Genomic DNA, 18,754 nt, shown 5'->3' on the forward strand with positions numbered 1-18,754 from the left:
GCGACTAACGACATCACAGATCAAATCAATCCTCGCACTGATGAAGTAAGTCGTGAAGAGCGTCAGAGATTCATGCAAGAGTTTCGGGACAGCGGGCAGTTTGACAACATTTGCAAATTCTCAGTTGCCCGGCCCAGATTCGAGGATGCGGAATGATCCGGCAGTTGCTTTTCATACTTCTCCTGACCGGGCTCAACAACGGAGCATCCGCCGAAGATCTGGGCTACCATCAGACACTTTATGACCTGGAGCGCGTTGAAACTCGAGAATTTTCCATCCTCCTCGCGCCGGCTGATGATGATGCACGATTTTCGATTACGCTGCGTGACGAAGAAACCGGCTTTAGTCGTCGCCACGAATTTTACGGGCAGGGTGCGAATGATCCTGCACCTTACCTGCTTGAGTACAGGTATGATTGCGGCGTCGACGTCATCCTGCTGACTATAGAATACCCGTGGCGACACGACCTTCCGCAATATGTGCGTGTCCTGGACACATTCGCGTTTCGGGATTCAGATTTTGAATTCATCGACGATACGTTCGGGCCGCTGACAGACATCGCGTTGATGGACAGTACCGTACCGGAATCCAAGGATCTCGACATGCAGCCGCCGATCCTTGTCGAATGTCTGCCTGCGGGCTCCGAGACTCCGTTCCGGTTTGTCGAGAATCCGGTGAGACCGTGAACGGGGCAATTGCGTAGCTGCCGGGCTGGAAGGACAAAGCCAATCACTCGGAATGTTACGGCGCCCGCACTGGGGCGGGTGCGGCACTACCATGGGGCGGGGTGTTCGGCGGCGTGCCCCCTCCCCTACCCCTTTCCACGAGGGGGAGGGAGGCTCAATGGCAGGCGTTGGGGAGAGTCGGGGCAAGCCCCGACCTACGGGGACGCGCGGTGCGCTGTAGCGCACCCTACGATGGGGTGGGCGTCAGGTCTGGCCAAACCACTCCTCCACCTTGTCCAGCACGTCGTCGATCAGGCCGGGGGACCTCGCCTGGGGGCCGGTGAAGCGGAGGAGCCAGCCGGTGGGCGTGGGCTCTCGCGTGATCGTCAGGCCCTGGCGGAGGCGCAGCAACCTTCGGGGGCGGCGGGTGGTGGGGGTCGTGGGCTCTCGCGCGATATCCAGCAGGACGGGGCGGAGGGCGGACCATTGGGTTTCTGCGCTCGCGCCCGTGCGGGGTTGGAGGGTGGCGGTGAGGAGGTCCTCGTGGCCGCCGGTGATGGCGGCGGCCAGCGTGTCGAGCTGGCGGGTGCCGAGGGTTTCGGGCTGGCTCAGGAGGGGGCCGAGGGCCTCGACCACCGCGGAATGGGCGCGGAGGCGGCGGCGGGAGGCGCCGGGGAGCGAGGGGAAGAGGGTGGCGATGGCGGCGTCGGGGGTGTCGAAGTGGCCTTCCTCGACAGACGCAAGGATGAGGGTGGCTTTTTCCCAGGGCGAGACGGGTTCGCGCAGTTCGTTCTCGGTCACCATGGCGGTGAGCGCCTGGGCGAGGGTTTGCGGGGAGCGGAGGAAGGCGGGGATCGTCTTGAGGCCGATCGCGCGGGCGGCGGTGAGGCGGCGGAGGCCGGAGATGAGGCCGTATTTGTAGACCTCCCCGTTCTCGGAAGGTCGCGGGGTGGAGAGGGTCCAGACCTCGACCGGGGTGCGGAGACCCTCGATCAGGATGGAGTGCTGGAGTTGGTGGAGGGCGGCGGGGTCGAGGGCGCTGCGGTCGCGGAGGAGGGCGTGGGGGTCGATCTCGGTCAGGGGGAGGTGGTGGAGGGGGTCCATGGCGTGCTCCTTTGGGCGGGAGGAGACGCGGTTTGGGTTAGCGTTGGGTGTGCGGGGCGTGCGGGGGGAGTCGGGGCAGGCCCCGACCTACGGAGCGCGGGGTGGCGTCAGATTTCCTCGACGGCGAGGACGCCCTGCATGGCCTTGATCGCGCCCTTGATCTGGGGGGTGACCGGGTATTGGCCGGGGAGGTCGATGTCGATCTCGCGGCCCTCGGGGTCGGTGACGCAGAGGGTGATGGCGGCGCGTTGGCGGCCTTCGACTTTCGACAGGAGGGAGGCGAGGGAAATGGCGGCCTCGGGGCGGACGAGGTGGATGCGGAGGTCCTGCGCGCCGGCGGTGGCGGTGGCGGCGTCGACGGGGGTGATGGACTGGGCGAGGAGCTTGAGGCTGTCGCCTTCGAGTTCCGCCTTGACGGTGAGGACGACGTTGGACCCGGCGTCGAGATGGTCGCGGGAGGCCTCCAGGACCTCGGAGAAGCAGGTGACCTCGTAAAGGCCGGTGGGGTCGGAGAGCTGGACGAAGGCGAAGCGGTTGCCCTTGGCGGATTTGCGTTCCTGGCGGGAGGAGACGGAGCCGGCGAGTTTGGCGATGCAGGGGCCGCGTTCGGCCTTTTGCGTGACTTGCGCCAGGGTCTCGACGCCCTTCTTGCGCAGGGTGGACATGTAGTCGTCGAGCGGGTGGCCGGAGAGGTAGAAGCCGATGGCCTGATGTTCCTGGGACAGGCGTTCGACGGGCAGCCAGTCGTCGCGGAACGGCAGGCGGGGTTCGGGGATGTCGGCCCCGGCGGCGCCGAAGAGCGAGACCTGGGCGGAGGCGGCGGCCTCGTGGATGGCGGCGGAATAGGCGACGAGGGCGTCGAGCGATTCGAAGACGCGGGCGCGGTTGGGGTCGAGCGCGTCGAAGGCGCCGGCGCGGGCGAGCATTTCAAGGGGGCGCTTGCCGATGCGTTTGAGGTCCACGCGGCGGGCGAAGTCGAAAAGGGTGGCGAAGGGCCTGTCCTGCCGCGCCTCGGTGATCAGGCGCATGGCCTCGACGCCGACGTTCTTCAGCGCGCCGAGGCCGTATACCAAAGCGCCGTCGCGGACGGTGAAGGTGGCCAGCGAGGCGTTGACGCAGGGGGCGATGGTCTTCAGCCCCAGCTTGTCGACCTCGCGCTTGTACACCGCCAGCTTGTCGGTGAGGTGGATGTCGCAGTTCATCACGGCGGCCATGAACTCGGCCGGGTAGTTGGCCTTGAGGTAGCCGGTCTGGTAGCTGACGACCGCATAGGCGGCGGCGTGGGACTTGTTGAAGCCGTAGTTGGCGAATTTTTCCAGGAGGTCGAAGACCTCGCCGGCCTTCTTGGCGTCGATGTTGTGGGTGGCCTTGCAGCCCTGGATGAACTTCGGGCGTTCCTTGGCCATCTCCTCGGCGATCTTCTTGCCCATCGCGCGGCGGAGGAGGTCGGCGCCTCCCAGCGAATAACCCGCCATGACCTGGGCGATCTGCATCACCTGTTCCTGGTAGACGATGATGCCCTGGGTCTCGGCGAGGATGTGGTCGATGGTCGGGTGGATGGATTCCAGGTCGCGCAGGCCGTTCTTGACCTCGCAATAGGTCGGGATGTTCTCCATCGGGCCGGGGCGGTAGAGGGCCACGAGGGCGACGATATCCTCGATGCAGGTGGGCTTCATCCGGCGGAGCGCGTCCATCATGCCGGAGCTTTCCACCTGGAAGACGGCGACGGTCTTGGCGCTGGCGTAGAGGTCGTAGGTGGGCTTGTCGTCCAGCGGGATCAGGTTGATGTCGAAGCTGATCCCGCGCAGGGCCAGAAGGTCCATCGCGTTCTGGATCACGGTCAGGGTCTTCAACCCGAGGAAGTCGAATTTCACCAGACCCGCGGCCTCGACCCATTTCATGTTGAACTGGGTCGCGGGCATGTCCGAGCGCGGGTCGCGGTAGAGCGGCACCAGCCGGTCCAAGGGGCGGTCGCCGATCACGACACCGGCGGCGTGGGTCGAGGCGTTGCGGTAGAGGCCTTCGATCTTGGCGGCGTAGTCGAGGAGGCGGCCGACGACTTCCTCTTTCGCGGCCTCGCGCAGGCGGGGCTCATCCGCCAGCGCCTTGGTGATGCTGACGGGCTTCACGCCTTCCACGGGGATCATCTTGGAAAGCTTGTCGACGTGGCCGTAGGAGAGTTGCAGCACCCGGCCCACGTCGCGGACGGCGGCCTTTGAGAGCAAGGCACCGAACGTGATGATCTGGGCCACCTTGTCGCGGCCGTATTTCCCCTGGACGTAGGAGATCACCTCTTCCCGGCGGTCCATGCAGAAGTCGATGTCGAAGTCAGGCATCGAGACGCGTTCGGGGTTCAGGAAACGCTCGAACAGCAGCGCATAGCGCAGAGGGTCGAGGTCGGTGATGGTGAGGGCATAGGCGACGAGGCTGCCGGCGCCAGAGCCCCGGCCGGGACCGACGGGAATGTTGTGGTCCTTGGCCCATTTGATGAAGTCCGACACGATCAGGAAATAGCCCGGGAACCCCATCTTCTCGATGATCCCGAGTTCGAAATCGAGGCGGGCCTGATATTCCTCGGGCGTGGCGGAATGGGGGATGACCTTGAGCCGGGCCTGCAGCCCCTCGTTGGCCTGACGGCGCAGTTCCTGCACCTCGTCGTCGGCGAAGCGCGGCAGGATCGGCTTGCGCTTCTGGGCCGCATAGGCGCAGCGTCTGGCGATCTCGACCGTGTTTTCCAGGGCCTCGGGCAGGTCGGCGAAGAGGGCGACCATCTCCGCCTCGGACTTGAAATAGTGCTGCGGGGTCAGACGGCGGCGGGGCTGCTGCTGGTCGACATAGGCGCCCTCGGCGATGCAGATCAGGGCATCGTGCGCCTCGTACATCTCGGTCTTGGGGAAGTAGACGTCGTTGGTGGCGACGATCGGCAGGTCGAGTTCGTAGGCGAGGTCGATGGCGCCACGTTCGGCGAGGGCTTCGTTCTCGGGCAGGGCGCCGCCGGGGCCGGGGTGGCGCTGGAGTTCGACGTAGAGACGTTTGGGGTAGATGTGTGCCAGCCGTTCCAGGATGGCGCGGGCCTTGGCCTGCTGGCCGGTTGCGTGGAAGCGGCCGAGCGGGCCTTCGGGGCCACCCGTCAGGCAGATCAGCCCCTCGGCGTTCTGGGCCAGTTCGTCCAGCGTCACCTGCGGCAGGTTGGCAGAGCCGGTCATCGCGCCGTCGATGTAAAGCCGCGTGTTGAGCCGCATCAGGTTCATGTAGCCCTGCTCGGTCTGGGCGAGGAGGACGATGGGCGCTGGGGAACGGGGCTTCTCGCCCGGCTGGGCGGGATCGTGGGCGATGGAGATCTGGCAGCCGAGGATGGGCTGGACCCCTGCCCCCATGGCGGTGACGGAGAACTCCAGCGCGGCGAACATGTTGTTCGTGTCGGTCACGGCCACGGCGGGCATGGCCTGCGCGGTGCAGAGGCCGACGAGCTTTTTCACCGGCACCGCGCCTTCGAGGAGCGAGTGTTCGGTGTGGGTGCGAAGGTGGATGAATCGAGGAGAGGCGCCGGGCATGGGTGAAGGGTTACCCGGCCCGGCGCGTCGTGTGAAGGGTCGTCAGGCCAGGCGCGGCATCGGTCGCAGGGCGGCGAGGCTGGCCACGGCGATCACGGCGGCGAGGCCTGCGAAGATCGCGATGTCCTGCCAGCCGGGTTTCACCACCATCAGGAAGACGATGGCGAACTGGACCGCATAGTCCATCACCGCCAGCCGCCGGACGCGGCGCAGCGCGGGGATCGCGGCCTCGGCCCCCCGGGTGTCGGCGGTCTTCAGCGCGGCCTCGCAGGACGGGCCGAGGACCGTGGCGCCGAAGGTGGAGGTGAAGAGCACGCCGGCAAGGCCGAGGGTGGTGAAGGGCTGCCAGCCCCAGCCGGCGAGGAAGAGCAGCGCCACCCCGGAGGCGAGGGTGAAGACGCTGGCCGGGATGAAGAGGCGTGGCGCAAGCAGCGTGGTGGCGCGGACGACGGCCAGCTGCGCCTCGGCCGGGCTGCGGCGGGCGAGGAGGGTGCTGGCGAGGATGATGGTAAAACCGCCGCCGACCCAGAGGACGGCGGCGATGACATGTGCGAATTTCAAGAGCGAAAGGTAGTCCATGGGGAGAAATCCATTCCTGTGCAAATAATGCGCTTCGCATAGAGCCGGGTGAATGTTAGCGCGAGTAAGGTATGCCTTACCCCGCGTCATCCGGCGCGTTCGCGCGGACTTTCGGCAAATGCGGATAGCAGCTTCGTCTTTTGGCAGATAGTTTGAGCTTGCCTTGACTCGGGCCGGGTTGCTTGATGGAGGCAAGAACAATGGGCGCGTGGCCCGCTTTACGCCGCATCGGGCGGCCACGCAGAATGCCCAGAACGGGGAGAAGGCGGCGGACAGACGGATGAGCGTAGCGTTTCTGTTGAACGGAACGCCGGTTCGTGTCGCGGGGGAAGCTCCGACGCGGACCCTGCTGGAGTTCCTGCGCGAGGACCGGGGCCTGAGCGGCACCAAGGAGGGCTGCAACGAGGGCGATTGCGGCGCCTGCACGGTGATGGTGACCGATGCGGAGGGATCGCGGGCGCTGAACGCCTGCATCCTGTTCCTGCCGCAGTTGCATGGCAAGGCGGTGCGGACGGTCGAGGGGATCGCGGGGCCCTCGGGCGAGATGCATCCGGTGCAGGCGGCGATGGTGTCGCAGCATGGCAGCCAGTGCGGATTCTGCACTCCCGGATTTGTCGTGAGCATGGCGGTGGCGCATCTGAACGGCGACCGGGTGCATGACGATGCGCTGGCGGGGAACCTGTGCCGCTGCACCGGCTATGCGCCGATCGTGCGGGCGGCGGAAGTGGCGGCCGGAGAGCCGGTGCCCGAGTGGATGCGGACGGACCGGGCGGCGGTGGCGGCTTTCGCGGCCGGGGAGGCGGGGGCGTTCCGGCCCGAGGGCTCGGACGAACTGGCGGAGTGGTATCTGGCGCATCCCGAGGCCGTGCTGGTGGCCGGGGCGACGGATGTGGGGCTTTGGGTGACCAAGCAGCTGCGCGAGCTGGCGCCGGTGGCGTTCCTGGGCGGCGTGAAGGACCTGCAGGCGATCGAGGTGCAGGGCGGGCAGCTGCATGTGGGGACAGGCGTGACGATTGCCGCCCTGCGCGAGGCGGTGAAGGAGCGCATCCCCTCGTTCGGCGAGATGTTGCGGCGCTTTGCCTCGGCGCAGGTGCGCAACGCGGCGACGATCGGGGGGAACATCGCCAATGGCTCTCCGATCGGGGACGGGCCGCCGGCGCTGATCGCTTTGGGCGCGACGCTGCACCTGCGGCGGGGCGACGAGATGCGGTCGATCCCGCTGGAGGACTTCTTCCTGGAGTATCGCAAGCAGGACCGGCGGACGGGCGAGTTCGTGGCGGGAGTGTCCTTCCCGGAACAGGCCCCTGCCCTGCGGTGTTACAAGGTGTCGAAGCGGTTCGACCAGGATATCTCGGCGGTCTGCGGGTGTTTCAACGTGACAGTCGAGGGGGGCGTGGCGACGGCGGCCCGGATCGCGTTCGGGGGCATGGCGGGGGTGCCGAAGCGGGCCCTTGCGGCCGAGGCGGCTTTGCTCGGCATGGCCTGGTCCGAGGCGACGGTCGAGGCGGCGGCGGCGGCGATGGCGGGGGATTTCACGCCCCTGTCGGACATGCGGGCGAGTGCGGGCTACCGGATGCTGACGGCGCAGAACCTGCTGCGGCGCTATTTCCATGAGCTGAACGGAGTGGGCGTGTCGGTGCTGGAGGTGTTACCATGAGCATGGGGAAAGCCCTGCCGCATGACGCGGCGCCGCTGCATGTGACGGGGCAGGCGCGGTATATCGACGACCTGTCCGTGGCCAATGCGCTGCATCTGGCCTTCGGGCTGTCGACGGTGGCGCATGGCGAGATCACCGGGATCGACCTGTCGGCGGTGCGGGCCGCGCCGGGCGTCGTGGCGGTGCTGTCGGCGGAGGATCTGCCGGAGATGCCGGATTGCTCGCCCTCGGCCGAGGATGAGCCGCTCTTGGCGGTGGGGAGGGTGCATTACGTCGGCCAGCCGGTGTTCCTGGTCATCGCCGATAGCCACCTCGCGGCGCGGAAGGCGGCGCGGCTGGGGAAGATTTCTTATCGCGAGCTGCCGGCGCTGCTGACGGTGGACGAGGCGCTGGCGGCGGACAGCCGCTTCGAGGGCGGGCCGGTGATCTGGGCCAAGGGCGATGCGGCTGGGGCGATCTCGGCAGCGCCCCAGGTGGTCGAGGGGTCGTTCGAGGTCGGCGGGCAGGAGCATTTCTACCTGGAGGGCCAGGTCGCCGCCGCCATCCCGCAGGAAGGCGGGGACATGGTGGTGCATTCCTCGACCCAGCACCCGACCGAGGTGCAGCACAAGGTGGCCCATGCGCTGCACCTGCCGATGAGCGCGGTCCGGGTGGAGGTCCGCCGGATGGGCGGCGGCTTCGGCGGCAAGGAAAGCCAGGGGAATGCGCTGGCCATCGCCTGTGCGGTCGCGGCACGGCGGACCGGGCGGCCCTGCCGGATGCGGTACGACCGCGATGACGACATGGTCATCACCGGGAAGCGGCACGACCTGCGCATACTCTACCGGGCGGGGGTGGATGAGCAGGGGCGGATTCTCGGGCTGGAGTTCACCCATCTTTTCCGCTGCGGCTGGTCGCAGGACCTGTCGCTGCCGGTGGCGGACCGGGCGATGCTGCATGCGGACAACTGCTATCACCTGCCGCATGTGCGGATCGAGAGCCACCGGCTGAAGACCAACACCTGCAGCGCAACGGCCTATCGCGGCTTCGGCGGACCGCAGGGGATGGTGGGGATCGAGCGGGTTCTGGATCACGTGGCCTTTGTGGTGGGGCGGGAACCCTTGGAGGTGCGCAGGGCCAACTTCTATCGCGGGATGGCTGCCCCCGGGGGCGCTTCGCCCCCCGGACCCCCAGAGGATATTTCCGCAAAGATGAAAGGCGGGAGTGAGGAGGTGGACCTGACCTCCCGGGGCGCGGCGCTGCCGGTGGGGTCGCATGACCTGCCGGCGGATGGGGCGGTGCAGACGACGCCCTACCACATGCCGGTGGAGGATTTCATCGGGCATGAGCTGGTGGCGGAGCTGGAGCGGACCTCGGATTACCGGGCGCGGAAGGCGGAGATCGCGGCGTGGAATGCGGGCTCGCCCGTGTTGAAGCGGGGGATCGCGCTGACGCCGGTGAAGTTCGGGATTTCCTTCACGCTGACCTGGCTGAACCAGGCGGGCGCCTTGGTGCATGTCTACCAGGACGGCTCCATCGCGCTGAACCATGGCGGGACCGAGATGGGACAGGGGCTGTTCCAGAAGGTCGCGCAGGTGACGGCTTCGGTCTTCGGCCTCGACGTGGGCAAGGTGAAGATCACCGCGACGGATACCGGGAAGGTGCCGAACACCTCGGCGACCGCGGCGTCGTCGGGGTCGGACCTGAACGGGATGGCGGCGAAGGCGGCGGCGGAGACGATCCGGGCGCGGCTGGCGGAGTTCATCGCCGAGAAGCATCAGGCGGAGCCCTCTGCCGTGACCTTCGTCGACGGGACGGTGAGGGTCGCGGACGCGGTCTACGAGTGGGAGAAGGTGGTGGCCTGGGCCTATCAGGCGCGCGTCAGCCTGTCCTCGACCGGCTATTACGCCACGCCGAAGATCGTCTGGGACCGGGTCAAGGGCACCGGGCGGCCGTTCTTCTATTTCGCCTATAGCGCGGCGGTGACCGAGGTGGTGATCGACCGGCTGACCGGCGAGAACCGGGTGCTGCGGGCGGATCTTCTGCATGACACGGGGACCAGCCTGAACCCGGCGATCGACATTGGCCAGATCGAGGGCGCCTATGTGCAGGGCGTGGGCTGGCTGACGACCGAGGAACTGGTCTGGGACGGCAAGGGGCGGCTGGCGACGCATGCGCCCTCGACCTACAAGATCCCGGCCTGCTCCGACCGGCCGCGGGATTTCCGGGTGAAGCTCTGGGGCAAGCCCAACCGCGAGGACTCGGTCGGCAAGTCGAAGGCGGTGGGCGAACCGCCGTTCATGCTGGGCATCTCGGCGCTGTATGCGCTGTCGGATGCGGTGGCGGCCTGCGGGGATGGCGGCGTCTATCCGGCGCTGGATGCCCCGGCGACGGCGGAGCGGGTGCTGATGGCGGTGCGGAGGGTCGAGGGTGTTTGACCTTGGGTCATTGTCGGCGGCCTTGCAGGCGCATGGGCGCGTGGCCCGGGTGGTGATCGCGGGCGTGGAGGGGTCGTCTCCGCGCGAGGTCGGGGCGTCGATGCTGGTCTGGGATCGGGGCCAGTCGGGGACCATCGGCGGCGGGGCGCTGGAGTTCGAGGCGGCGGCGAAGGCGCGCGGGATGCTGGCGTCGAGCCCGTTGTCCTGCGCGGGAAGTGGCGAGGCGCTTTCGGCGACCGGGGGCGAGCGTCCGATGGCGAGCCCCCCCATCCCATCCCTCCCACATGGAGGGGGGAGGGGGTCTGTTGCGCCTCTCATCGAGCGCGGCGCTGCCATGGAGGCGCCTCCCTCCCCCCGCGCGGGGGAGGGATGGGGTGGGGGGGCCCGCATCGAGCGGGTCGCGCTCGGCCCGAACCTTGGCCAATGCTGCGGCGGGGCGGTGGTGCTGTGGACCGAGATCTTCGACACGCCTCCGGAAGCGGTGGCGGGCGTCGTCCTGCGCGGGCCGGGGCAGATGCCGCTGGCCGTGAAGCGCATCCTGGCGGCGGCGCGGGGGCAGGGCCTGCGGCCCGCGCCCGGCCTGGTTGGCGGCTGGCTGGTGGAGCCGGTGATGGAGGCGGAGCGGCAGGTCTGGATCTGGGGCGCGGGGCATGTGGGGCGGGCCTTGGTCAGCGTGCTGGCGCCCCTGCCGGGGATTGCGGTGACCTGGGTAGATGTGAGCGCCGAGCGGTTTCCGGATATGGTGCCGGAGGGGGTGACGGTGATTCCGGCCGGTGATCCGGCTCTGGTGGCGGATCACGCCCCGCCGGACGCGGAGCATCTGGTGCTGACGTTTTCCCATGCACTGGATCTGGAGCTGTGCCATCGGTTGCTGGGCCGGGGATTCCGGGGGCTGGGGCTGATCGGCTCGGCGACGAAATGGGGGCGGTTCCGGTCGCGGCTGAAGGCGCTGGGGCATGAGGCGCGGGCGGTGGGGCGGATCCGCTGTCCGATCGGCGATCCGGCGCTGGGCAAGCATCCGCAGGCGATTGCGATTGGCGTGGTGGCGGAGATGCTCCGCGCGCCCAAGGTGGCGGTGGGGGAGAAGCGGGCATGACGCGGCCGGAGTTGTTGCGGGTCGAGGGGATCACCAAGGCCTATCCGGGGGTGGTGGCGAATTCGGACGTGTCGTTCTCGATCGGCGAGGGGGAGATCCATGCCCTCCTTGGCGAGAACGGGGCGGGGAAGTCGACCATGGTCAAGATGATCTATGGTCTGATCCGGCCGGACAGCGGGACCATGACGCTGCGCGGGGCGGGTTATGCGCCCACGAAGCCGGCCGAGGCGCGGCGGCTGGGCGTGGCGATGGTGTTCCAGCATTTCTCGCTGTTCGAGGCGCTGAACGTGGCGGAGAACGTGGCCCTGGGGATGGAGAGCCCGCCGCCGATGCGCGAGCTGGCGGCGCGGATCCGGGCGGTGTCCGAGGAATACGGGCTGCCGCTGGACCCTTCGCGGATGGTCGGCGACCTGTCGGCTGGCGAGCGGCAGCGGGTGGAGATCATCCGCTGCCTGTTGCAGGATCCGAAGCTTCTGATCATGGACGAGCCGACCTCGGTGCTGACGCCGCAGGAGGTGGAGATCCTGTTCAAGACGCTGCGGCAGCTCAGCAGCGAGGGGACGGCGATCCTGTATATCAGCCACAAGCTGGAGGAGATCCGGAGCCTCTGCGACGAGGCGACGATCCTGCGCCGCGGCAAGGTGGTGGCGAGTTGCACCCCGCGCGAGCGCACGGCGCGGGAGATGGCGGAGCTGATGGTGGGTGCCAGCCTGAAGACGCCGGAGCGGCGGGTGGCGGCGAAGGGCGAGGTGGCGCTGGGGGTCTCGGACCTGTCGGTGGACTCTCCGATCGCCTTCGGGACCAGCCTGAAAGGGATCAGCTTCACGGTGGCGAAGGGCGAGGTGCTGGGGATCGCGGGCGTTGCGGGCAACGGGCAGGACGAGCTTTTGCTGGCGCTTTCGGGCGAGTTGAAGGCGGCAGCGGACAAGGTGCGGGTCGCGGGGCGGCCGGTGGGCGACCTGGGGCCGGTGGAGCGGCGGCGCGCGGGCCTCGTGGCGGCGCCGGAGGATCGCTATGGCCATGCGGCGGCGCCGGACATGAGCCTGGTGGAGAATGCCTTCCTGACGGCGGGGGTACGCAAGGAGCTGACACGGAACGGATTCGTCGACTGGGCAGGCACGCGGGCCTTTGCCGAGGAGATCATCGCGGCCTATGACGTGCGCACGCCGGGGCCGGATGTGGCGGCGCGGGCGCTGTCCGGGGGGAATCTGCAGAAGTTCCTCATGGGGCGCGAGTTGATGCAGGGGGCGGGCGTGATCGTGATCAACCAGCCGACCTGGGGGGTGGACGCGGCGGCGGCGGCCTCGATCCGGCAGAGCATCCTGGACCGGGCGGGCGAAGGCGCGGCGGTGGTGGTGATCAGCCAGGATCTGGATGAGCTGCTGGAAGTGTCGGACAGCTTTGCGGTGCTGAACGAGGGGCGGCTGACGAAGCCCCGGCCGACCGAGGGGCTGACGATGGACGAGATCGGCCTGATGATGGGCGGGGCGCATGGGATGGAGGTCGCGCATCATGCGGGCTGAATTGGTCACGGGCCGGATGCCCCCCACCCCCGGCCCCTCCCCACGGAGGGGGAGGGGAGGTGCGGGTTGCGGCGTCAGGTGCGAACGCGCGGCGGCGCGACTGCCGAGCCGCCGGAATGGGGGGCCAGCCCCCCAAGCCCCCCGGGATATTCGTGGACAGAAAATGGGGGCCGGTCGTGCTGAGGCTTGAGAAGCGCCCTACCCCGAGCAGGTTCTGGCTTTACGCGACCCCTCCCGTTGCGGTGATCCTGACCATGATCGCGGGCGGAATCCTGTTCGCGGCGATGGGGAAGAACCCGGTCGAGGTGATCCGCACGATCTTCTGGGACCCGATGTTCGGCGAATTCGCCTTCTACCTGCGCGGGCAGCTTCTGGTGAAGGCGGGGCCGCTGATCCTGATCGCGATCGGCCTGGCGCTGGGATTCCGGGCCGGGATCTGGAACATCGGGGCCGAGGGCCAGTACATCATGGGCGCGATCTTCGGCGCCTCGGTGGGGCTGGCGGTATTCCCGACGGAAAGCCGCTGGATCTTTCCGGTGATGATCGTCGCGGGGGCCTTCGGCGGCTGGCTCTGGGCGATGATCCCGGCGATCCTGAAGACGCGGTTCAACACCAACGAGATCCTTGTCAGCCTGATGCTGGTCTATGTGGCCGAGACGATCCTGGCCAAGGCCTCGACCGGGTTCCTGAAGAACCCCGAGGGGATGGGATTTCCGGGGAGCCGCAATTTCTCGGGCTATCCTGCCGCGCAGAACGCCTTCCTGTATGAGCCGCTGGGCCTGCATTGGGGCGGGGTCGCGGCGCTGGTGACGGGGGTTCTGGCCTGGGTGCTGCTGACGCGGCACCAGGCGGGGTTCCAGATCCGGCTGGCCGGGCAGGCCCCGAGGGCGGCGCGGTTCCATGGCGTCTCGCCCGCGCGGCTGGTGGTCCTGTGCATGGGGATCTCGGGCGCGCTGGCGGGGCTGGCGGGGATGTTCGAGGTGACGGGACCGGCGGGGCAGATCAGCATCGACTTCAACACCGGCTACGGGTTCACGGCGATCATCGTGGCCTTCCTGGGGCGGCTGAACCCCTTGGGGATCGTGCTGGCCGGGTTCCTGATGGCGCTGACCTATGTCGGCGGCGAGATGGCCTCGACCAACCTGGGCCTGCCGGATGCGGCGATCCAGGTGTTCCAGGGAATGCTGCTGTTCTTCCTTCTCGGGGTGGATGTGCTGACGAATTATCGGTTCCGGCTGGCTGTGGGAGCGCTGTGATGGATTTCGGTGGGATCAATCCGGTCATCCTGATCGCGACCCTGATGGCCTCGGCGGTGCCGATCCTGCTGGCGGCGCTGGGCGAGACGGTGGTCGAGCGCTCGGGCGTGCTGAACCTGGGCGTCGAGGGGATGATGATCATCGGCGCGCTCGGCGGCTTCGTCGTGGCGGTCCAGACAGGAAGCCCGGTGCTGGGCTTCATCGGCGGGGCGGTGGCGGGGGCGGCGCTGAGCCTGATCTTCGCGGCCCTGACGCAGGTCTTCCTGGCGAACCAGGTGGCGACGGGGCTGGCGTTGACGCTGTTCGGGCTGGGGGTCTCCTCCTTGGGCGGGCAGGGCTACAACGGGATCAAGCCGCCTGCGACCGGGCAGCTGCTGCCGGATGCGCTGGCGGACCTGCCGGTGGTGGGGCCGATCCTCTTCGGCCATGACTGGGTGGTCTATTTCAGCATCGCGATGACGGCGGTGCTGTGGTGGGTGCTGAAGGCGACGCGCGTCGGGCTGGTCATCCGGGCGGTGGGCGAAAGCCATGAGGCCGCCCATGCGCTGGGCTACAAGGTGAACCGGATCCGGCTGATGTGCATCGCCTTCGGCGGGGCGATGGCGGGGATCGGCGGGGCCTATGTCAGCCTGGCGCGGGTGCCGCAATGGGTGGACGGGATCACCTCGGGCGCGGGCTGGATCGCGCTGGCGATCGTGGTCTTCGCCAGCTGGCGGCCCTGGCGGGTGCTGCTGGGGGCCTGGCTGTTCGGCGGCATCACCGTGCTGCAGCTGAACCTGCAGGTCGCCGGGTCCGGCATCCCGGTCGAGTACTTGTCCATGGCCCCCTATCTGATAACCATCCTCGTGCTGGTCGTCATGTCGGCCGGGCGGCGGGGCAAGGCCAATGGCGCGCCCGCCGCGCTGGGACAGAATTTTCACGCCTCGCGCTGAGGCAGATACCGCGGGGCCGGAGGGTTCCGCCACCAAGGGGAGAAGAAGATGAAACGGAGAACTCTGCTGGCAAGCGCGGCGATGGGGCTGATGCTGGCCTCGGGCGCCTTCGCGCAAGGCATGGACAAGGTGAAGGCCTGCTTCGTCTATGTCGGCCCGATCGGCGATGGCGGCTGGACCTACCAGCACCATCAGGGCGCGCTGGCGGTGCAGGAGAAGTTCGGCGACAAGGTCGAGATCCAGTATCAGGAGAACGTGCCCGAGGGCGCCGATGCCGAGCGGGTGCTGACCCAGATGGCGCTGGGCGGCTGCAACATCATCTTCACCACCTCGTTCGGCTACATGGATGCGACGAACGCCGTGGCCGCCAAGTTCCCCGACGTGAAGTTCGAACATGCCACCGGCTTCAAGCGCGAGCATCCGAACGTCTCGACCTACAACGCGCGCTTCTACGAGGGCCGCGCGGTGGAAGGCCTGATCGCGGGGCGGATGACCAAGTCGAACAAGATCGGCTATATCGGGTCCTTCCCGATCCCCGAGGTGATCATGGGGATCAACAGCTATTACCTGGCCGCCAAGAAGGTGAACCCGGACGTCCAGCTGTCGGTGGTCTGGGCCTTCACCTGGTTCGACCCGGCCAAGGAGGCCGATTCCGCCAAGGCGCTGATCGACCAGGGCGTCGACGTGATCGCCAGCCACACCGATTCGACCGCGCCCCTGGCCGAGGCCGCCAAGACCGGCGGCAAGGTGATCGGCTTCGGTCAGGCCTCGGACATGGCGGTGCCGGAATACATGCCGACGCCGCGCGTCACCTCGATCATCGACAACTGGGCGCCCTATTACGTCGAGCGGGTCGGCGCGCTGCTGGACGGGACCTACGAGCAGAAGGACACCTGGGCCGGCATCGGCGGCGGCGAGGTGCAGATCGGCGAGATCACCGAGGCGATCCCGGCCGAGGTCAAGGCCGAGGCGGAAGCCCTGCGCGATGCGATCGGGGCGGGCACGCTTCACCCGTTCACCGGGCCGATCAACAAGCAGGACGGCTCGCCCTGGCTGGCGGAAGGCGCGACCGCGCCGGATGGCGACCTTTTGGGGATGGGGTTCTACGTCGAAGGGATCACCGGCGACATTCCGCAGTGACCGACGGGGGTTTCGGCCCCCCACATCTTTGAGTATTTGAGCCAAGAGGAAGGGGCATGGGGTTTCCCGTGCCCCTTTCCGTATCGGGAGGGACGGGATGGACGCGGATTTTCTGATCGTCGGCGGCGGGATCGCCGGGATCTCGGCGGCGGCGCGGTTGTCGGAGTTGGGGCGGGTGATCCTGCTGGAAGCGGAGGACGGGCTGGCGCATCATGCCAGCAGCCGCTCGGCGGCGCTGTACGAGCCGCGCTATGGCGCGCCTGCGGTGGTGGGGTTGTCGATGGCCTCGGAGGCGCATTTCCGGGCGTTGCCGGGGGTGCTTTCGCCGCGCGGGCTGTTGCTGGTGGGAAAGGCCGGGGCGGGGGAGGCCTTCGGACATGACCTGAAAGCGATGGCCTTCGACCCGATCAGCGTCGAGGAGGCGCGGCGGATCGTGCCGATCCTGAATCCCGAGACCGTGGCGCTGGCGGGCTATGCCGCCCATGCCGAGGATGTGGATACCGACCTTCTGGTCCAGGGCTTCGCCCGTGAGGCCAGGGGGCGGGGAGCGCAGGTGCTGACCAAGGCGAAGGTGACGGCGATTGCGAAGGACGGCGCTGGATGGCGGGTGTCCTCGGCCGCGGGGGAGTTCACCGCGCGGATGGTGGTGAACGCGGCCGGGGCCTGGGTGGACCAGGTGGCGGCGCTGGCGGGGGTGCGGCCGCTGGGTTTCACCCCCTACCGCAGGTCGATGGCGCGGATCCCGGCGCCGGGCGGGCATGATGTGGGCAAATGGCCGATGATGTTCGGGCCGGGCGAGGACTGGTATGCCAAGCCGGACGCGGGGGCGCTGATCGTCTCGCCCGCCGAGGAGGACCTGATGGAGCCGCATGACGCCTGGGCCGACGACATGGTCCTGGCCGAGGGGCTGGCGCGCTATGAGGAGATGGTGACCGAGCCGGTCACGCGGCTGCTGGCCAGTTGGGCGGGTCTGCGCACCTTCTCGCCCGACCGGGTGCTGGTGATCGGACCGGATGCGCGCGAGCCCGCGTTCTTCTGGCTGGCGGGCCAGGGCGGCTATGGCTTCCAGACCTGCCCGGCGGCCAGCCGGCTGGCGGCGGATCTGATCGGGGGCCGCGCGCCCGAGCTGGAGCCGGATCTGGTCGCGCAGCTGTCGCCGTCGCGCTTCGGTTGAGGCAGGTCAAGGCGCGGCCTCCGCCGCCCGTGCCAATTGGGCGCGACAAAGGAGGCCGCGATGAGCGATGTGAGCTATCAGGAAAAGATCAGCGGGATGCGCAAGGAGTTGCGCGCCCTGAACGCGCTGATGCCCGAGACGGCGAAGGGCTTTGCCCAGCTCTCGAAGGCGGTCAAGGACAACGGGCCGCTGGGCGTGAAGGAGAAGGAATATGTGGCGCTTGGCATGTCGGTCGTGCTGCGCTGCGAGCCCTGCATCAACTTTCACGTCGAGGCGCTGATGAAGGCGGGCGCCACGCGCGAGGAGCTGGGCGACGTGCTGGCGATGGCGGTGCAGATGGGCGGCGGGCCGGGGCTGATGTATGCCGGGCACGCGCTGGCCTGCTGGGACGAGCTGGCGGCCAGGGCGGCGTGACGGGGTTTCCGCCGAGGGGCGAAAATCCCGCGTGACAGGCGGCGCGCGGCGCGGCAGCATCTGCGCCATGCGCACCCTTCCCCTGCTTCTCGTCCTGCTGCTTGCCGCCTGCGGCGGCACCTCACGCCAGGCGCAGGAGGAGACGATCACCGTCACCTCCTCGAACTTCAGCGACGCCGATCCGACCGACTGGACGGGCCGGTCCCCGGACCGCTATCCGGTGCATGGGGTGGACCTGTCGCGGTTCCAGACCCAGGTGGACTGGACCACGGCGCGGGCCAACGGGGTGAACTTCGCCTTCATCAAGGCCACGGAAGGCGGGGACATGCTGGACCCGATGTTCGAGTCGCACTGGCGCACGGCCGGACGGGCGGGGGTGAAGCGCGGGGCCTACCATTTCTTCTACCATTGCCGCCCGGCGGCCGAGCAGGCGCGGTGGTTCATCCGGCATGTGCCCAAGGTGCCGGGCGCCCTGCCCCCGGTCCTGGACATGGAATGGACGCCCACCAGCCCGACCTGCACCATCCGCCGCGACGGGGCCACGATCCGCGAAGAGGCGCGGATCTTCATGGAGATCGTGGCGCGGCATTACGGCCAGCGGCCGATCATCTATACGACGGTGGATTTCTACGAGGATACCGAGCTCTGGCGGCTGGGCGGGGCCGAGTTCTGGCTGCGCTCGGTCGCGGGGCATCCGGGCGAGGTCTATGGCGGCAAGGACTGGAGCTTCTGGCAGTATACCTCGACCGGGGTGGTGCCGGGGATCGCGGGCAAGGTGGACATCAACGTCTTCGCCGGGTCCAAGGCGAACTGGGCGCGCTGGCTGGGCGCACGCGCGCTTTAGCGGTTGCGCCAGCGGCGCAGCAGGGCCCTGCCCCGGCGGCGGCAGCGGATCATCAGGACCGAGATCGGCCCGCGCAGGATCGGCAGGTCCACGGCCAGAAGCAGAAGGCCGAGGGGCAGCATCCAGACGCCGAGCACGGGCATGAAGGCGAAGAAGCCGCCGGCGATCAGGATCAGGGCGAGCGGGAAGCGGATCGGAAACCAGCTGTCGCGGCGCAATGTGGACATCGGGCCGCGCAGGACGGGGACCATCCGCTCCAGCGCGTCGAACTGCCGTTGAAACCTGCGTTCGCGTGGGCCCATGATTCCTCCCGAGGGCAAGAGATGGAGGTTGCGGGGCACGGCTTCAAGACGGGAACCGAAGCGGAGCCGAAGGGTTGAAACCCCGAGGAGGACGCGG

At 68.3% G+C, this 18,754-nt stretch carries 15 protein-coding genes; 11 read left to right on the plus strand and 4 right to left on the minus strand.

Annotated features, from left to right (window positions below; genetic code table 11):
* Window positions 1-152: 152 nt before the first annotated feature.
* On the plus strand, window positions 153-686 hold the full coding sequence (locus tag I7S92_RS04755; protein ID WP_197642341.1) for a hypothetical protein: 534 nt from the start codon (window positions 153-155) through the stop codon (window positions 684-686).
* 243 nt (window positions 687-929) lie between these two features.
* On the opposite strand, the gene I7S92_RS23320 is transcribed toward I7S92_RS04755, so the two are convergent.
* The 3 genes from I7S92_RS23320 to I7S92_RS04770 form a co-directional block, all read right to left on the minus strand.
* Entirely contained in the window at window positions 930-1,769 is an 840-nt protein-coding gene (locus tag I7S92_RS23320; RefSeq protein WP_197642342.1) for a ParB/RepB/Spo0J family partition protein, read from the minus strand.
* 107 nt (window positions 1,770-1,876) lie between these two features.
* Window positions 1,877-5,323 carry a DNA polymerase III subunit alpha gene (dnaE, locus tag I7S92_RS04765; RefSeq protein WP_197642343.1) on the minus strand — a complete coding sequence of 1,149 codons (3,447 nt, stop codon included), beginning with the start codon at window positions 5,321-5,323 and terminating at the stop codon, window positions 1,877-1,879.
* A gap of 42 nt (window positions 5,324-5,365) precedes the next feature.
* Window positions 5,366-5,902 carry a DUF2269 family protein gene (locus I7S92_RS04770; RefSeq protein ID WP_197642344.1) on the minus strand — a complete coding sequence of 179 codons (537 nt, stop codon included), beginning with the start codon at window positions 5,900-5,902 and terminating at the stop codon, window positions 5,366-5,368.
* A 280-nt stretch (window positions 5,903-6,182) separates the two neighbouring features.
* Between I7S92_RS04770 and xdhA the strand changes: the two genes are divergently transcribed.
* The 10 genes from xdhA (at window position 6,183) to I7S92_RS04825 (ending at window position 18,355) form a co-directional block, all read left to right on the plus strand.
* Window positions 6,183-7,559, plus strand: a complete 1,377-nt coding sequence (gene xdhA / locus I7S92_RS04775; RefSeq protein WP_197642345.1) for a xanthine dehydrogenase small subunit — start codon at window positions 6,183-6,185, stop codon at window positions 7,557-7,559.
* A complete protein-coding gene (gene xdhB, locus I7S92_RS04780; RefSeq protein WP_197642346.1) occupies window positions 7,556-9,976 on the plus strand; it encodes a xanthine dehydrogenase molybdopterin binding subunit in 2,421 nt (806 codons plus the stop codon). Before xdhA ends, xdhB begins: the two co-directional genes overlap by 4 nt.
* Window positions 9,969-11,072 (plus strand): xanthine dehydrogenase accessory protein XdhC, encoded by a 1,104-nt coding sequence (gene xdhC, locus I7S92_RS04790; protein WP_354001301.1) that lies wholly within the window; start codon window positions 9,969-9,971, stop codon window positions 11,070-11,072. Before xdhB ends, xdhC begins: the two co-directional genes overlap by 8 nt.
* A complete protein-coding gene (locus tag I7S92_RS04795) occupies window positions 11,069-12,595 on the plus strand; it encodes an ABC transporter ATP-binding protein (protein ID WP_197642347.1) in 1,527 nt (508 codons plus the stop codon). The genes xdhC and I7S92_RS04795 overlap by 4 nt, the downstream gene beginning before the upstream one ends.
* 176 nt (window positions 12,596-12,771) lie before the next feature.
* A complete protein-coding gene (locus I7S92_RS04800) occupies window positions 12,772-13,851 on the plus strand; it encodes an ABC transporter permease (RefSeq protein ID WP_197642348.1) in 1,080 nt (359 codons plus the stop codon).
* A complete protein-coding gene (locus tag I7S92_RS04805; protein WP_197642349.1) occupies window positions 13,851-14,783 on the plus strand; it encodes an ABC transporter permease in 933 nt (310 codons plus the stop codon). The genes I7S92_RS04800 and I7S92_RS04805 overlap by 1 nt, the downstream gene beginning before the upstream one ends.
* A gap of 48 nt (window positions 14,784-14,831) precedes the next feature.
* Window positions 14,832-15,923: a BMP family ABC transporter substrate-binding protein gene (locus I7S92_RS04810; RefSeq protein ID WP_197642350.1), complete on the plus strand. Its 1,092-nt coding sequence runs from the start codon at window positions 14,832-14,834 to the stop codon at window positions 15,921-15,923.
* 97 nt (window positions 15,924-16,020) lie between these two features.
* Window positions 16,021-17,097, plus strand: a complete 1,077-nt coding sequence (locus I7S92_RS04815; protein ID WP_197642351.1) for an NAD(P)/FAD-dependent oxidoreductase — start codon at window positions 16,021-16,023, stop codon at window positions 17,095-17,097.
* A gap of 69 nt (window positions 17,098-17,166) precedes the next feature.
* Window positions 17,167-17,511: a carboxymuconolactone decarboxylase family protein gene (locus I7S92_RS04820; RefSeq protein WP_197642442.1), complete on the plus strand. Its 345-nt coding sequence runs from the start codon at window positions 17,167-17,169 to the stop codon at window positions 17,509-17,511.
* 67 nt (window positions 17,512-17,578) lie between these two features.
* Complete coding sequence (locus tag I7S92_RS04825) at window positions 17,579-18,355, plus strand: glycoside hydrolase family 25 protein (RefSeq protein WP_197642352.1); 777 nt, start codon at window positions 17,579-17,581, stop codon at window positions 18,353-18,355.
* Here I7S92_RS04825 and I7S92_RS04830 read toward each other — a convergent pair.
* Complete coding sequence (locus I7S92_RS04830) at window positions 18,352-18,657, minus strand: hypothetical protein (RefSeq protein WP_197642353.1); 306 nt, start codon at window positions 18,655-18,657, stop codon at window positions 18,352-18,354. The genes I7S92_RS04825 and I7S92_RS04830 overlap by 4 nt on opposite strands.
* Window positions 18,658-18,754: the final 97 nt, after the last annotated feature.

The sequence above is a fragment of the Tabrizicola soli genome (assembly GCF_015999335.1).
Lineage (GTDB): Bacteria > Pseudomonadota > Alphaproteobacteria > Rhodobacterales > Rhodobacteraceae > Tabrizicola > Tabrizicola soli.

Excerpts from the sequence above, each read along its gene's own strand:
- I7S92_RS04755 (WP_197642341.1), top strand. The coding sequence starts at position 153 with ATGATCCGGCAGTTGCTTTTCATACTTCTCCTGACCGGGCTCAACAAC.
- I7S92_RS23320 (WP_197642342.1), bottom strand. The coding sequence starts at position 1,769 with ATGGACCCCCTCCACCACCTCCCCCTGACCGAGATCGACCCCCACGCC.
- dnaE (WP_197642343.1), bottom strand. The coding sequence starts at position 5,323 with ATGCCCGGCGCCTCTCCTCGATTCATCCACCTTCGCACCCACACCGAA.
- I7S92_RS04770 (WP_197642344.1), bottom strand. The coding sequence starts at position 5,902 with ATGGACTACCTTTCGCTCTTGAAATTCGCACATGTCATCGCCGCCGTC.
- xdhA (WP_197642345.1), top strand. The coding sequence starts at position 6,183 with ATGAGCGTAGCGTTTCTGTTGAACGGAACGCCGGTTCGTGTCGCGGGG.
- xdhB (WP_197642346.1), top strand. The coding sequence starts at position 7,556 with ATGAGCATGGGGAAAGCCCTGCCGCATGACGCGGCGCCGCTGCATGTG.
- I7S92_RS04795 (WP_197642347.1), top strand. The coding sequence starts at position 11,069 with ATGACGCGGCCGGAGTTGTTGCGGGTCGAGGGGATCACCAAGGCCTAT.
- I7S92_RS04805 (WP_197642349.1), top strand. The coding sequence starts at position 13,851 with ATGGATTTCGGTGGGATCAATCCGGTCATCCTGATCGCGACCCTGATG.
- I7S92_RS04810 (WP_197642350.1), top strand. The coding sequence starts at position 14,832 with ATGAAACGGAGAACTCTGCTGGCAAGCGCGGCGATGGGGCTGATGCTG.
- I7S92_RS04815 (WP_197642351.1), top strand. The coding sequence starts at position 16,021 with ATGGACGCGGATTTTCTGATCGTCGGCGGCGGGATCGCCGGGATCTCG.
- I7S92_RS04825 (WP_197642352.1), top strand. The coding sequence starts at position 17,579 with ATGCGCACCCTTCCCCTGCTTCTCGTCCTGCTGCTTGCCGCCTGCGGC.
- I7S92_RS04830 (WP_197642353.1), bottom strand. The coding sequence starts at position 18,657 with ATGGGCCCACGCGAACGCAGGTTTCAACGGCAGTTCGACGCGCTGGAG.